Origin of the sequence: Paractinoplanes polyasparticus, assembly GCF_019710575.1 — a bacterium.
Classification (GTDB): Bacteria; Actinomycetota; Actinomycetes; order Mycobacteriales; family Micromonosporaceae; genus Actinoplanes; species Actinoplanes polyasparticus.
The window spans coordinates 460,572-473,957 of record NZ_JAHWFK010000013.1 but is presented as its reverse complement, the minus strand read 5'-3'; the positions used below and the strand labels follow the sequence as shown (position 1 = coordinate 473,957).

The 13,386-nt window shown below is 67.2% G+C and carries 14 protein-coding genes, 1 tRNA gene and 1 pseudogene; 9 read left to right on the top strand and 7 right to left on the bottom strand.

The genetic code is table 11. The annotated features are described in order from the left end of the window. Window positions 1-89: 89 nt before the first annotated feature. Complete coding sequence (locus tag KXC43_RS17115; RefSeq protein ID WP_221377021.1) at window positions 90-1,967, top strand: CBM96 family carbohydrate-binding protein; 1,878 nt, start codon at window positions 90-92, stop codon at window positions 1,965-1,967. A gap of 54 nt (window positions 1,968-2,021) precedes the next feature. Here the strand turns inward: KXC43_RS17115 and KXC43_RS17110 are convergent, their stop codons facing one another. Further along, window positions 2,022-2,579: a dihydrofolate reductase family protein gene (locus tag KXC43_RS17110; RefSeq protein ID WP_221377020.1), complete on the bottom strand. Its 558-nt coding sequence runs from the start codon at window positions 2,577-2,579 to the stop codon at window positions 2,022-2,024. Between KXC43_RS17110 and KXC43_RS53220 the strand changes: the two are divergent. The 3 genes and pseudogenes from KXC43_RS53220 to KXC43_RS17095 all read left to right on the top strand — a co-directional run. Next, window positions 2,476-2,907: pseudogene (locus KXC43_RS53220) on the top strand (helix-turn-helix domain-containing protein); the annotation flags it as partial. The gene KXC43_RS17110 and the pseudogene KXC43_RS53220 overlap by 104 nt on opposite strands. Window positions 2,908-3,055: 148 nt before the next feature. Beyond that, a complete protein-coding gene (locus tag KXC43_RS17100) occupies window positions 3,056-3,532 on the top strand; it encodes a DDE-type integrase/transposase/recombinase (protein ID WP_221377019.1) in 477 nt (158 codons plus the stop codon). After that, window positions 3,529-3,990, top strand: a complete 462-nt coding sequence (locus tag KXC43_RS17095) for an integrase core domain-containing protein (RefSeq protein ID WP_221377121.1) — start codon at window positions 3,529-3,531, stop codon at window positions 3,988-3,990. The genes KXC43_RS17100 and KXC43_RS17095 overlap by 4 nt, the downstream gene beginning before the upstream one ends. 33 nt (window positions 3,991-4,023) lie before the next feature. Here KXC43_RS17095 and KXC43_RS17090 read toward each other — a convergent pair. Together KXC43_RS17090 and KXC43_RS17085 are read right to left on the bottom strand one after the other, a co-directional pair. Continuing rightward, window positions 4,024-4,099 (bottom strand) — tRNA-Arg (locus KXC43_RS17090). A 388-nt stretch (window positions 4,100-4,487) separates the two neighbouring features. Then, the gene (locus KXC43_RS17085) at window positions 4,488-4,799 is read right to left on the bottom strand and encodes a calcium-binding protein (protein WP_221377018.1); all 312 of its coding nucleotides are present in this window, start codon (window positions 4,797-4,799) and stop codon (window positions 4,488-4,490) included. A 59-nt stretch (window positions 4,800-4,858) separates the two neighbouring features. Here KXC43_RS17085 and KXC43_RS52720 point away from each other — a divergent pair, with 59 nt between their 5' ends. The 4 genes from KXC43_RS52720 (at window position 4,859) to KXC43_RS17065 (ending at window position 10,269) form a co-directional block, all read left to right on the top strand. After that, window positions 4,859-7,207 carry a DEAD/DEAH box helicase gene (locus KXC43_RS52720; protein WP_221377017.1) on the top strand — a complete coding sequence of 783 codons (2,349 nt, stop codon included), beginning with the start codon at window positions 4,859-4,861 and terminating at the stop codon, window positions 7,205-7,207. Between the two features lie 156 nt (window positions 7,208-7,363). Further along, window positions 7,364-8,410 (top strand): SEC-C domain-containing protein, encoded by a 1,047-nt coding sequence (locus tag KXC43_RS52715; RefSeq protein WP_221377016.1) that lies wholly within the window; start codon window positions 7,364-7,366, stop codon window positions 8,408-8,410. A gap of 330 nt (window positions 8,411-8,740) precedes the next feature. Continuing rightward, window positions 8,741-9,355 carry a type IV toxin-antitoxin system AbiEi family antitoxin domain-containing protein gene (locus KXC43_RS17070; protein WP_221377015.1) on the top strand — a complete coding sequence of 205 codons (615 nt, stop codon included), beginning with the start codon at window positions 8,741-8,743 and terminating at the stop codon, window positions 9,353-9,355. Further along, window positions 9,352-10,269, top strand: coding sequence for a nucleotidyl transferase AbiEii/AbiGii toxin family protein (locus KXC43_RS17065; protein WP_221377014.1), 918 nt, complete (start codon window positions 9,352-9,354; stop codon window positions 10,267-10,269). Before KXC43_RS17070 ends, KXC43_RS17065 begins: the two co-directional genes overlap by 4 nt. 100 nt (window positions 10,270-10,369) lie before the next feature. Here KXC43_RS17065 and KXC43_RS17060 read toward each other — a convergent pair whose 3' ends face one another. Continuing rightward, the gene (locus tag KXC43_RS17060; protein ID WP_255644144.1) at window positions 10,370-10,801 is read right to left on the bottom strand and encodes a hypothetical protein; all 432 of its coding nucleotides are present in this window, start codon (window positions 10,799-10,801) and stop codon (window positions 10,370-10,372) included. Window positions 10,802-10,868: 67 nt separating this feature from the next. Here KXC43_RS17060 and KXC43_RS17055 point away from each other — a divergent pair, with 67 nt between their 5' ends. Further along, complete coding sequence (locus KXC43_RS17055) at window positions 10,869-11,378, top strand: DUF6933 domain-containing protein (protein ID WP_221377013.1); 510 nt, start codon at window positions 10,869-10,871, stop codon at window positions 11,376-11,378. Between the two features lie 91 nt (window positions 11,379-11,469). Here KXC43_RS17055 and KXC43_RS17050 read toward each other — a convergent pair whose 3' ends face one another. From KXC43_RS17050 to KXC43_RS17040, 3 genes are read right to left on the bottom strand one after another with little or no spacing between them, the layout of a single operon-like run. Continuing rightward, window positions 11,470-11,772: a hypothetical protein gene (locus KXC43_RS17050; RefSeq protein ID WP_221377012.1), complete on the bottom strand. Its 303-nt coding sequence runs from the start codon at window positions 11,770-11,772 to the stop codon at window positions 11,470-11,472. Between the two features lie 30 nt (window positions 11,773-11,802). Continuing rightward, the gene (locus tag KXC43_RS17045; protein WP_221377011.1) at window positions 11,803-13,068 is read right to left on the bottom strand and encodes a WXG100 family type VII secretion target; all 1,266 of its coding nucleotides are present in this window, start codon (window positions 13,066-13,068) and stop codon (window positions 11,803-11,805) included. Next, entirely contained in the window at window positions 13,065-13,382 is a 318-nt protein-coding gene (locus KXC43_RS17040; protein WP_221377010.1) for a type VII secretion target, read from the bottom strand. The genes KXC43_RS17045 and KXC43_RS17040 overlap by 4 nt, the downstream gene beginning before the upstream one ends. Window positions 13,383-13,386: the final 4 nt, after the last annotated feature.

Here is a 13,386-nt window from a genome sequence, read left to right as displayed (position 1 = left end):
TCTTCGAAGGGTTGCCCATTGAGCAATCTCCATAGTTAATTCTCCTGCCGGTCGAGCGGGGGCTCGCCCCGGTCATAGGAGGAGAAATAGTGAAGAGAGCTCTAGGGCTGGCGCTCGCCGCCGGCCTGGGTGTGGTCCTCGGCGTGCCGGGTGTCGCATCCGCCGCCTGGCACCCGGACTCACCGACACCGGTCGCCATCGGGTGGACCGACTCGGCGAAACCCGGCAAGGCGTTCCCCACCGGCAACGGTCTGGACCTGCCGCTGGGCACCTCGCAGGACGACGCCGGCGTCACGCACACGTCCCGCGTCTACGCCACCTTCGACCTTTCCGAGTACGAGGGTGCGAAGGTCACCGGTGGCACGCTCTACGTCGTGGAGCGCAGCGCCGCCGACTGCACGAAGCGCTCGATCGAGGTGTGGCGCACGAAGGCGCTGCCGAGCCTGCCGACGTGGAACAAGGCGCCGGCCGAACTGTCCAAGCTGGATGAGATCCAGACGCCTGAGTACTGCCCGCGGGCGAACATCAGCTTCGACGTGAGTTCCGCGATCGCCGACGCCGTGGCGAAGAAGCAGCGTCTGGTCAGCTTCGTGCTGCGGGTGTCGGCCGACCACGAGGCCGACCCGGCGTACGGCCGGGAACTGAACTGGTACAACACCGTACGGCTCGGCCTTTCGCACAACACGGTCCCCAAAATCGACAACACGCACCTCTACAACGCCGGCTTCCCGTGTACGCAGCTGAAGCCGTACCCCGTGGTGGGTGGCTTCGCAGGCAGCCTGCAGGCGCTGGTCACCGACCCCGACGAGATGGAGCGCCTCACCGCCGAGTTCGCGATCTGGCCGGTGGGCAGCCCCGACGACCGCACGACCTACACCGACAACTACCCCCAGAGCGGCCGGGTGGCGAACGCCAACGTGCCGCGCTCGAACCTGGTGCAGGGCACGGCGTACGGCTGGCAGGCCCGGGTCAGCGACGGCACGGAAACGTCATCCTGGTCGAAGAAGTGCTTCTTCAAGTACGACGGCATCGCCCCCTCGGCGCCCGTCGTGACCTCGACCAACCACAAGCCCGACACGTGGGGCCCGGTCGGCGAGCACCCGACCTTCGTGTTCGACGGCCACAAGGACAAGGACATCGCCGGCTTCCAGTACTCGTGGAGCGGGCTCGGCGTCCCCAGCACGTGCGAGGGTGGTGACCACGGCCAGCTGATCTGCAAGGACCCGTTCGACCGGACCGGCACGGTGAAGGCCGACGTCCCCGGCGGAAAAGCGACCGTCACCCTCAACCCCGACCGGACCGGCCCGGTGCGGCTTGCCGTCCGCTCGATCGACCTGGCCGGTAACGCGTCGCCCGAGACCACCTACAGCACGTCGATCACCCGCAACGAGCCGGTAGTCACGGTCGAGAGCGGCACGCCGGAGTGGGGCCAGGAGGTCCTCCTCAAGATCACGCCGGCCCCCGGCATCACCGGCGTCACGGAGTACGAGATCAAGCGCGAGGGCCAGAACTACACCGACACCAGGACGCCCGGCGAGGACGGCGTGGCCTACTACAGCTTCGTCGCCTCCGAAGTCGGCGGTCCTCAACTACAGATCAGAAGCAGGAGCGGAGATACCTTCGTCTCGGCCCCGGCCAACTGGACCGCGTACTTCCCGCCCTGGCCCGGCATCCAATCAAACGTGTACGACATCACGGGCGCCCAGCCCAAGGGCGGCGTAGGCGTCGAGGGCACGTTCACCTTCACCCCGCCACCGGGCTGGCAGGAGGTAGCCACGTACCGCTACACCATCGACGCCGACTGGGACACCGAGCCCACCGTGATCGAGGCCGACGAGAACGGCCGGGCCAGCGTCACATGGACCCCGCAAACAGCGGGATACCACTCGCTGGAGGTGAACGCAGTCAAGCCGGACGGAACCATGAACGTGCACGGCCACTCGGTCTCGTTCCAGGTAGCAGGCTGACCGCCGGGCCCGCCGGGCTTCGGCCTGGCGGGCCCCCGGGCCACCTCCTGTGTTTCAGCGCGCCCGGCGGTAGTGCATGGCCACCGCGCCGTTGCGGAGCGGCTGCGCCGAGAGCAGCTCGAGCCGGCGCGTGGCGGGCAGCCCGCCCTGGTACAGCGTCGGGCCGTGGCCGGCGATCCTGGGATGGACGAGCAGCTTGTACTCGTCGATCAGGTCCAGCCGGTCGAGCTCGGTCGCAAGCTTGCCACTGCCGAGGAGCACACCGGCCGCGGTCGCATCCTTGAGCTTCTGCACGCCCTCCCGCAGATCCCCCGCGATGTGGTGACTGTTCTCCCACGGGAAGTCATTACGCGTCGACGACACCACATACTTGGGCTTCGCCTGCAGCTTGACCGCCCACTCGCGCACAGCCGGCGGCGCCTCTTCGTCACCACGAGCGACGGCCGGCCAATAGCTCTCCATCATCTCGTAGGTGACGCGACCCCACAGCATCGCCCCGCCCTCATCCATGAGACGCGTGAAGAAGGCATGCGTCTCGTCGTCGGCGATCCCCTCCTGGTGGTCGACGCAACCGTCCAGGGTGAGGTTGAGGCTGAAGATGAGCGCTCCCATGGCCGCGGAGTCTAACGCCGCTACGGCTGGGCTCAGGCTGGCGTCGCGTACACCCGAGAACCGGTCCTTGGCTCATCGAGAGCGTTCGAGGTACGCAGAGTTCGCGCGACCAGCGACACACAGCCGCGCCGAGCCGCATCGCGCAGCACACCGGTGCCGATCGGGCGAGGTCTATCAAACCAGGCCACGGCGCAGAACTGATGGTGCCACTGCCGTCCTGACCGGCGCATCACAGGCCGAGACCGCCCGCGCCTACGGCGTCTCGCAAGGCCGGATCAGCCGGCTCATGACCCGCTACCACGCTGAAGGCGAAGCAGCGTTCGAGCCCCGCTTCCCGCGCCCCGAACACCCGCCCCGCCGCCACCCCGGCCGCGACAGTCGAACTCGTCCAGGTCCTGCGCAAACAGCTCGGCGAGGCCGGCCTGGACGCCGGCGCCGACACCATCGGCTGGCACCTGCAGCACCATCACGACACCGTGCTGTCACGGGCCACGATCAACCGCATCCTGGTCCGCGCCGGGCAGGTCACACCCGCACCGGCGAAACGGCCGAAGAGCTCATACATCCGCTTTCAAGCCGAGCAGCCGAACGAGACCTGGCAGTCCGACTTCACCCATCACCGGCTCACCCGCCCCGACGGCCGGCCTGGTTCCGACGTCGAGATCATCACCTGGCTCGACGACCACTCCCGCTACGCCCTACACATCAGCGCCCACCCGCGGATCACCGCCGTCATCGCCCACACCACTTTCCTGCAAGCCGCCCAGCTCCACGGATACCCGGCGTCCACGCTCACCGACAACGGCATGGTCTACACCGCCCGCTTCGCCGGCGGCCGCGGCGGACGCACCGCCCTCGAGACCGAGCTCCGCCAGCAGAACATCATGCAGAAGAACTCACGACCCAACCACCCCACCACCTGCGGCAAGCCGAACGGTTCCAGCAAACGATGAAGAAATGGCTCCGCGCCCAGCCCCACCAGCCGGCAACCCTCACCCAGCTGCAAGCCCTGCTCGAGGTGTTCACCGACGAATACAACCACCGCCGCCCGCACCGCTCACTACCGCACCGGGCCACCCCGGCCACCGCCTACCAGGCCCGACCCAAAGCCACACCCGGCACCGACCGCAGCACCGACACCCACGACCGGGTCCGCCACGACACCATCAGCAAAGCCGGCACCATCACCCTGCACGTCCACAGCCAACTGCACCACATCGGCATCGGCAAGACCTACGCCGGAACCTACGTCCTACCCCTGATCCACGACCCCGACGTCCGCGTCATCGACGCCGCCACCGGCGAAATCCTCCGCGAACTAACCATCGACCCCCGCCGCGACTACCAGCCCACCGGCCGACCACCCGGCCCAGCCCCCACCAAACAAAAAGCCCGAACCTACGAAACGTAGGTTCGGGCTATTCCGATGTCCTGAGACATCACATGGTGCCCCCGGTAGGAATCGAACCTACGACACACGGTTTAGGAAACCGATGCTCTATCCCCTGAGCTACGAGGGCCTGCGGCCCATATCGTACCTAGCTGGGGATATCCACGAGTGCCCGGGCGTCCCGTCGGGTGCCCACCGGTGTCATCTGGTCGACCGGTTGCGGTTCCGTCGCTGGTCGGAGCGCGTCCGGAGCAAACCCCGCGCACACGCGGCTCGGCGTGCCCGGCAGTGACCGCGGGTGCCCAGCGCTGACGTCGAGTGATATTCACTCGCCGAGCACGTCCGGAGCATTAGCGGCGACCTCTGAAGGTGACATGCCCAGGATTTTATCCGTGGGAGAGCTGGCAGGACTTCCGCCGACCGTCGTTCCTGCGGCCGGAATGACCTTCCAGCGCCAGTGCCGTTCCAGGGGTTGGGCAGGCGTAAGAGGAGTAGTACTGGTAGCCGCCCACCGTGGTCTATCGCCCTGCCCAGTGCCGGTAGGCGTCGATCCATACCGAACCGTCCGGTGGCGGGGCGGGTAGTGGCAGGTCGAGCAGGTCGATCCGCTGCCGGTCACAGCCTCGAGCGCAGATGGCGACGATGTTGTCACCGATCAAGTCGACTTTCTTCACGGTGACCTCGACACCGAGCACGGTGGTGGCGAACGGTACGACCAGGTGGTCTTCGATCATGGTGAACAGGCCAGTGAGCTGTTCGTCGTCGTTGTACGCGTCGACGGTGGCTTCTTCGATCATCGCCTCGAGCGCCGCGTTCCGCTTCGGTGCCATCGGCGGAGGATAGCGGCCGGTCGTCGTAGGTTCGAAGCCCGATACGTCAGAATGATCCAGTGGATGCGACGGCTGAGCACGCCGACCTACGCCGCGCGGTACAGCGTTTACAGACCGAGAACGCGAGGCTGTCGCGGCTGCTGGAACTGCGTGGTCAGGACACTGCTCCGCCCCCGGAGCAGCTATCCGCCCCGGTCGCCGTGCCGGGCATGGTCACCATGGCGTCGCCGGTGGCGGACAAGTTAGCCTTGTTCGCCGACCGGTTCCGGGCCCGTACCGACGTGTACGCCGTCCGCTGGGAGAACACTCGTACGGGTGCATCTGGGTGGTCGCCGGCCGTCGCCGGCGGCTGGCGCAAGGGCATTGATCGGCGCAGCGCCACTCATCTACCCCGCACCCCGCAAGTCGTGGCGGCTCATCTCGTCGGCGACGTGTTTATGGGTCTTTACCCGCTGCTACCCAAGAACACGTGTCAGTTCGTCGTCGCCGACTTCGACGGTGCGATGGCGATGCTCGACGCGCTCGCCTACGTCAAGGCGGCGAGGGCCAGTGCTGTGCCGGCCGCGCTGGAGATTTCCCAGTCGGGCCGTGGGGCCCATGTGTGGATCTTCTTCACGGAAGCGCTTCCTGCGGCGACGGCGCGAGCTGTCGGTACCGCGTTGTTGCACGAGGCGATGGTGCTGCGCGGGTCGATGGACCTACGGTCGTACGATCGGCTGTTTCCCAATCAAGACGTCGTGCCCGACGGCGGGTTCGGCAACCTCATCGCCGCGCCGCTGTACGGCCGCCGCCGTAAGGAAGGCCTCACCACGTTCCTCGACCTCGGCACTCTCGAACCGCACGAGGACCAGTGGGCGTTCCTCTCCACGCTGGATCGGCTTAGTCCTGGCGATGCAGAGCGCCTCTCCCGCAACGCAAAACGCTCCACCACCGGAACCGACGTCGCCACGATCAGCAGGTCCGCCGCAACGCGGGTCCATCCCGCGCTACCTGCGGTGGTCCACGCGGGTCTTGGTGCCGGGTTGAACCTTGACACCGGCCAACTCACCCCGGCCGCGCTCGCGACGTTCAAACACGCGGCTGCCATGGCCAATCCGAAGTTCTACGAACTGCAGCGCCTGCGGAAATCAACCTGGGACACCCCGCGATTCATCCGCGGCTATGACCTCACCCTCGACGACCACCTGGTCCTGCCCCGCGGGCTGCGCCACTCCATCCACTCCATCGTCGAACAGGCGGGTTCGCGGCTTTCCGTCACCGACGCGCGAAACCCCGGCCGGGAGATCGACGTGGCGTTCACCGGCGAACTCACTGCCAAGCAGGGGACCGCGGTCGGCGCCCTTCTCGCCCATGACGACGGGCTGCTCATCGCCCCGCCCGGCTCCGGCAAGACCGTCATGGGCTGCGCCGTGATCGCCGAGCGTGGCACGTCCACCCTGATCCTCGTCGACCGCAAGGCCCTCGCCGACCAGTGGCGCATGCGCGTCGAGCAGTTCCTCGGTATCAAGCCCGGCCAACTCGGCGGCGGCCGGCGCAAGCTCACCGGCATCGTGGACATCGCGCTGCTGCCGTCGCTGGCCAGACGCGACGACATCGCCACCCTCACCCTCGAGTACGGGCATGTGGTTGTCGACGAGTGCCATCACCTCGGCGCCGCCGCGTACGAGCACTCCGTCAAAGCGATCGCCGCGCAGTTTTGGCTCGGTCTCACCGCCACGCCCACCCGGCGTGACGGTCTCGGTCAACTCGTCACCTGGCAACTCGGCCCAGTGCGGTACACCATGACCGACGACGAACAGGGCACTCTCGCCGCCGCCATGAACGCCGGCACTGGACCGCGGCGCGTGCTGTTCCAGCACGACACCAATTTCCAGGTCGGCGACGTCGACCTGGACGCGCCGGGCGCGCTGGCCGAGGTGCACCGGAGATTGGCCCTCGACGAGCCACGCAACACTCTGATCGCCGATGACATTGCTGCGGCCCTGACGCGTGGCCGCAACTGTCTGGTCCTCACCCGACGAGTCGCCCATGTCGAGGCTCTCGCCGCCATGCTCGCCGCACGGGGACATCAGCCGCTCGTGCTCCAAGGCGCGATGAGCACCACCGACCGACGGGCGGTTGTCGAACGACTTGACACAGCCAAAGCGGGTGACGCTCTGTTGGTCATCGGGACCACGCCGTTCATCGGCGAAGGCTTCGACGCCCCAGCCCTGGATACGCTCTTCCTCGCCGGGCCGATCTCCTACGACGGCCTGCTCGTTCAATGCGCCGGCCGCGTCATCCGAGCCGCACCAGGGAAGGACACCGCCGAGGTCCACGACTACCACGACGTTGCCACCCCCGTCCTTGCCGCCTCATTGCAGCGGCGCATGCCCGGATACCGGACACTCGGATTCACGGCGGCATGAAAAACTCGCCAACGAGATGGACATCGACCTCCACGACCCCCGCCGAGCAGGTGGCCTTGACGTCCGTTCTCCACCGGTCGACGGCCCCGAAGCTGAACTGGTTACCGAGTCCACCCACCAACTGGCGGCGCCCGAGTCGCCCGGTAGGTTTTCGGCGTGAGTAGCTCTTCGGAACCTCATATCGCCCGTACCGCGTACGAGGCTTTCCTCGCCGATCTGCGGCGTGAGCCGTCCGCGGCCGACTATGAACAGTGGGCCACCGATCACGCGGGTGATCCCGAAGCGGCCCGGGCGCTGGTGGATGCCGGGTGGTCGATTGCCCGCAGCAGCGGCGACCTTGAGCGGGCGCTGGAACAGTTCCGCCGGGCCGCGGGGTTCGGCGGTGAGGTCGGCAGGGACGCTCAGGTCGGCATCGCGGAGCAGCTCTACGCGCTGCATCGTGATCAGGAAGCGGACGAGGTCCAGCGTGCCCTCCGGGCCGAACTGGACGACCAGCCCAGCAGCCTGGAAACCGTGCGCGTTTTCGATGACATGACGGAGATGCTGTCCGACGCCGGGCAAGACCACCTCGCCCTCGAATGGTGCCAGGCCGGAGTGGATCGGGCGGTCGAAGCCGGCGACGACCCCGAGGTGGAGGAGCGTCGGCATGCACTGCTCTTCAGCCGCTCCTACCTGCGGGAGAAGCTGGGCGTAGAACTCGACGAGGAGGATCTTGAAGCGCTCGCGGAGTCCGACTCGTCGTTTGCGGAGCTCGCAGCGACGATTCGCGAGACGCTAGGTTCTTTACCGCCGGGCAGTGGGGCCGACGCAGCCCGTGCGGAGGGAGCGTTCGACGGGATCGTCCTGCGGTGGGTTCGAGAGGACTTCAGCGCGGTCCGCTCCCGCTGGCCGGAATCGACGACGGCCTATGGAGACGTTTACGAGACGTACGCCGGGCGGATCCAGCGGGAGGCCCGATCGTATGAACAGTCAGGCGCGACTCGGGTTCGCCTGGTCTCCGGCAGCCTTGCGGACTACGAGGCATACGCGAAGGCGCAGCAACGCGATCCGGCCGCCCCGTCGACCCGCCGGGACTATGGCGAATGGTGCACCACGGCGCGGCCCGATCGGGTACGGCTCTGGCCGCCCGAGCGTAACGAGGCGTGCTGGTGCGATTCGGGACGTAAGTACAAGAAATGCTGCGGAGCACCAGCCCGCAACTGACGCTCTCGATGAACTCGCCATGCCTTCCGAGCTGGAAAAATACCTTCAGCGATCGACTTGATGTTCGCGAGGGCTCGCGCGATCGTTCGTGCACCGGTACCGCGGGGGTGCGCCTCCTGCGGCAGCGTCGCCGGGCACCTCGCGCACGAGTTGCCCGGCGCGTGGCTTTCGCTGCTACGGCACTGACTACGCAGCGCCCCCGCATTGCGATGGGCCCGCGACTCTTCTCTCGGATTCGTCAGGCGGAACTGGCGCTAGCTGGAGCGTTCGTCGCACTATTGGTACGATCGCTCCATGTCGAGACGCACTGCCATAGCCGCGATCAGCCCCGTGACCGGTGAGCAGTGGGGCATGATCACCGCAGGGCAAGCCCGTCGGCTCGGGGTGTCCCGCCAAGATCTGAACCGTCTAGTCGATGACGGCACGCTGGCCGTCGTCGATCAGGCCATGCGGGTGTATCGGCTCACAGGCGCGCCCGAAGACCCTGACCTCGACCCGCTACGCGCGGCGTGGCTGCAACTCGGCGGCGCGCAATCGTGGCACGAACGCACCACCGTCCCGAACCTCGTCATCAGCCACCGCAGTGCTGCACACCTACGCGGACTCGGTGGCCTGATTCCGTACGAACACGAGTTCTACGCCACCACCCGACTGCGACCACGACGCGACGACATCAAGCTGCGCGTCCGGTCACAGATTGCCCCGGACAGCTGGGAGATCTGGGGCGGGCTTCCGGCGCGCACCGTACCGGCGATCATTGACGATCTGCTCGCCGACGGCGAGGACGAGTCCGCGGTGGCTCAGGTCGTGCAGGATGCCCTCGCGCTGGGCCTGCTGCGCGATGAAGCGCTCACCTCGATCGTCGGGCCCTACACGGTCGCCTATGGCCACACCGACCCAGGCGAGTTCGTCCAGGTACTCACCGGCAAGGGGGCGCGCCCATGACCGAGCCCGCGTTTCGGTATCAGACACCTTCGGCGTTCAGGACGGCACTCAAGGAACGTTTCGGGCAGATCGCGCGTACCGACCGGCGCTACCCACTCGCTGAACTCCAGCGACAGTTCGCCTACGACCGGGCACTCGCCCGGCTGTTCAGCTCCCATGACGCCGACCGGTGGGTCCTGAAGGGCGCGGGGGCGCTATTAGCCCGGCTCGCCACGGCTCGGCACAGCAAAGATGTCGACGTCTTCTTCAACGCTACCGAAGCCGCCGTCGATGACGCCGTTGACGCTCTGCGTGCTGCACTCCGTGCCGACATCGGCGACCACTTCGCGTTCGACGTCACCCGGATCGCTCCCCTCCAGGAGGAGGCCAAAGGGGCCCGTGTGCACGTCAACGCACGACTCGGCCCGACGTCCTTTGCCGGCTTCCACATCGACGTCGTAGTGGGCACCGCCATGACCGGCACACCGGATGTCGTCGCACCGCTGACGCCGCTCTCCATTGACGGCCTCGTCCGGCCGCACTATCGCGTCTTTCCGATCCCCGACCACCTGGCCGACAAACTCTGCGCGACGATCGGCACCTACGTCCGGGACGGACAGTCGGCGAGCAGCAGCCGAGTTAAAGATCTCGTCGACATCGCGATCATCGCCAGCACGCAAACCTTCAGCGCCGACCGGCTACGCACCGCGGTCGTCATCAACGCGGCGATACGCAAGGTTGAACTTCCCGACCGATTCATCGTGCCCGACGAGGGCTGGGCAAGGCGTTACCCGAAGGTCGCGGCCGAAGCACCCGGCATCGTCCCGGACTACGACACCGCCGTGAGCCTCGCGCGCCAGATCTTCGACCCCATCCTGGACGCAACAGCGACCGGTGTCTGGGATCCGTCGGCGCGGGTCTGGAGCCCAGAGTGACCCCACCGCCCAGATCGCGGGCTGGCACGACAGATCACCGTCCGGGACACGAACTCGGTCAACTGCTCCGGCACACGCACGTCGTCTTCTGCCGCGACGCTCACGACGCTCCTCGAACTTCTTGATCGCGGTCAGAACCTGCAGGACCTGGTGCGGCCACGCCTTGCCGCTTTGTCCTGGGTGTTGACTCTCGGGTCACCGGGTCGGGCAGTTCCGGGAAACGGGCCTGCCAAAGCGCTCGCATTCGGACGGGCAGCCATAGAAGCGGCCATACTCGGCGCAAGATGTCGGCATTGAGCCAGCGACTGAGGTCATCAGTGGTGGCCGCCTGATTCAACACCGTTTGATACATCACTCGAAGGTCGCCTGGATCGTCCAGGTCGTAAGTGCTGTCGCCCGACCAATCCAGTGACCGATCGAGCGTCACCTGACCGACGGCCGGGCCATGCAGATCGGCGAGGCTTGTCGGCACGACGTAGTGCCGCTGGTCCGCATAACGCGAATCGCGCGCCGCGCCATCGACCGCTGCCATCTGCTTTACCCCCTGAAGAGACCGGCCCAGCCGGTGCGGTCGACAACCGTCGGGCAGGATTGGTCTCGTGCTGATCGTCCGGGCGACCAAGAAGCTGCGCCAGCGGCTCGGGTCGGCGACGCCGTATGACGGTGAATCGTCGACCACCCTGCTCGGCGAGTGGTACGCAAACCTGCTGCCGTGGCGGCCCCAGCAGTTGATCCTGCTGGTCAACGAGGAGACCCTGTTGCCGGTGCTGATGCCGCTGGCGCTGGGGGCCACCGTGCCGGCCCGTATCGGACCGGAGATCGCCGCTGCTCTGGCCGCTCACCGGGCGCCGGCGGCCGTCATCGAGGGCGAGTTGAGGCAGATGCGGGACTGCCGGTTCGGTCCCACCGCGAACCGCAGCGTCGTCGGCATCATGAACGAGTTCGCCTACCTCGCCGACGTTTACCGGCACTCCGACCCTGGCAGAAGCCTGGCCGAGTTGGGCCTGAAGCTGGCGGAGACGCCGTGCAGTCCGCTCTACCGCCGCCATGTCCGGCCGGACCGTGAGCTCGAAGCGTTCCTGCAACTCGTCCAGCGCTCGGACTCCTGATCCTGCCGCCGTCCGGCCGGGGTGGCCAGCGTGTCTTTCGTTGTCACCCAGATGCTGTTCGTTCCCGCACGAACGACTCGCTACGTGGGCGTCAGTAGTAATACGCGTGGGCGGTGGCCGGAGCCGTCCCGGCCCGCCGGTAGGCGCGCATGATCGCTACGACCACCTGGTTGAACAGCCGTTGGTTCACACCCGCAGCGGTGCCTGACGGCTCGCCCACTGCGGGATCGAACAATAGATCCCCGATCGGCTGGCCGCTGTCGTCGGCTGGCCGGAACCGCCGGGTCGGTACCTCGAAGGTCACGTAGCCGGTCTGTTGGTCGGCTTCCCAGCGGTACAGCACCGACTCGCCGCTCGGGTCGCCCTGCGCCCAGATACCGATAGAGGCGGTCATTGCCGGCACCGCCCACAGCCACCGAACACGTCAGTCCTTTCGTTGATAGCCGACCCCATCGCGCGCTGCGGCTTCAGGGTCCCACGTAAAGCCTGCGTCGTTGGTGGCGGTGTGCGCGCGTCCGTAGCTGGGGTCTCCGGTGCTGGCCATGTAATCCGATTCGAATCGCTCGTGCCGCAACAGGTCGATGTCGGCCGGGTGCGGGTTGCCGGTGGCGAGCCGTTGCCATGCCTCGGCCATGCGGGGGTTGGCGTCGAAACGTGCCACGGTGTTGTCGCCGTACAGATCGAGCAGGTGCTCGTCGCGGAAGACGTGGTTTTTGATTGTGGTGATGTCTTCCGTGCTGAAGCCGTATTCTCGCGCGGTCGCGGCGACCGCCGGGAGCTCGTCATCACTGGCGCGAAAAGTGTCGTAGGCCCGGTCTGCCCATTCCTCCTCGAAGTCGATGTCACCGCGCGGACGCCGTAGTTCCCCACCGGTCTGTCGCACGGCGGACGTCGTGTCGGGTGTGGTCGCTGTCGGATCGGAGCGGCTGAGCTTACGAAGTGCCGTCTTGAGACCATCGAGGACGCCGGTCAGCTCGTTGAGCTTGCCGCTGAGTCGTCGCAGGCTGTTGAGCAGTGCTCGGATGAAGCCTTGGATGCGGTTGACCCATTTGGCGACCAGTGTGGCTACCTGACCGATGACCACCGGGGCGCCGATGCCGAGAGTTAGCCCAGCCTCGGCCAACCACATGGGCAGGCGGGCGGCGAGGGTGGCCACGAACTGGGCGATCAGGTCACGGACGATGCCGCGGACCAGTCCGACGAGCAGTCCGGCTCCTTCGACAGCGTACGAAATCGCCTCGGACGCCTTGGCGATGCCGCCGAGCGCATCGGCCTGCTGGGCGGCATGGTTGCGGTAGGCGTCGCCGGAGGCGCCGGACCAGCCGTCCGTGTGCGACCGGACGGCGTTGGCGTAGTGCTGTTGGGTGGCCGTCGTAGCGGCGGCGACGTTGCGCCAGGTGGCGGCATGGGCGGCGATCTCGTCGGGCTGACCGGCCAGCCAGTCCAGGCCCTGCTTCAACGGCCGCACGTGCTCCATCAGCCAGCCGACACCCCAGGCCACCAGCGAGCCGAGCGGGTCGACGACCGTGCCGAGCAGGTCCAGGGTGCCGCCGACGCCGCCCAGGGTGCCGTCGACCCAGCTGCCGTCCTGGATGCCGCTGCTGATTTGCGCCGCGTCTTCGGCCAGGCCGAGGCCGGTGTACCAGGTGGTCGAGCTGTTCGCCTGAGCGACCAGCGGATTGTCGGTCACAGCGGAAGATCGAGGTGCTGGGTCGCGGCTGTGTTCAGCTGCCGGGCGCTGCCGGCGTCGGCGGCGTTCATCCCCGTCGCGGTCGCCCGCAGTTTCGAGGACGTCTCATCGAGCGCGTCCACCGCGTCGCTCATGACCTCCGTGGCGCTGCCGAACAGAGGGCTGAGCAGGGCCGGCAGGAATTGGCAGAGCTGCCCGTACGCCTGACTGTCCATTGCGACTTCGCCTGCCGCCGATCGAGCCCGCAGCATCTCATCGGACGCCTCACTCACGGTGCTGGCATGGCGTATCACCGCCTCGGCGGGAAACTCCACACCT

What these genes read in the sequence shown, in the direction of transcription:
- KXC43_RS17060 (WP_255644144.1), bottom strand. Translation starts at nt 10,801, where the DNA reads ATGGCAGCGGTCGATGGCGCGGCGCGCGATTCGCGTTATGCGGACCAG.
- KXC43_RS17050 (WP_221377012.1), bottom strand. Translation starts at nt 11,772, where the DNA reads ATGACCGCCTCTATCGGTATCTGGGCGCAGGGCGACCCGAGCGGCGAG.
- KXC43_RS17065 (WP_221377014.1), top strand. Translation starts at nt 9,352, where the DNA reads ATGACCGAGCCCGCGTTTCGGTATCAGACACCTTCGGCGTTCAGGACG.
- KXC43_RS17110 (WP_221377020.1), bottom strand. Translation starts at nt 2,579, where the DNA reads ATGGGAGCGCTCATCTTCAGCCTCAACCTCACCCTGGACGGTTGCGTC.
- KXC43_RS17095 (WP_221377121.1), top strand. Translation starts at nt 3,529, where the DNA reads ATGAAGAAATGGCTCCGCGCCCAGCCCCACCAGCCGGCAACCCTCACC.
- KXC43_RS17085 (WP_221377018.1), bottom strand. Translation starts at nt 4,799, where the DNA reads ATGGCACCGAAGCGGAACGCGGCGCTCGAGGCGATGATCGAAGAAGCC.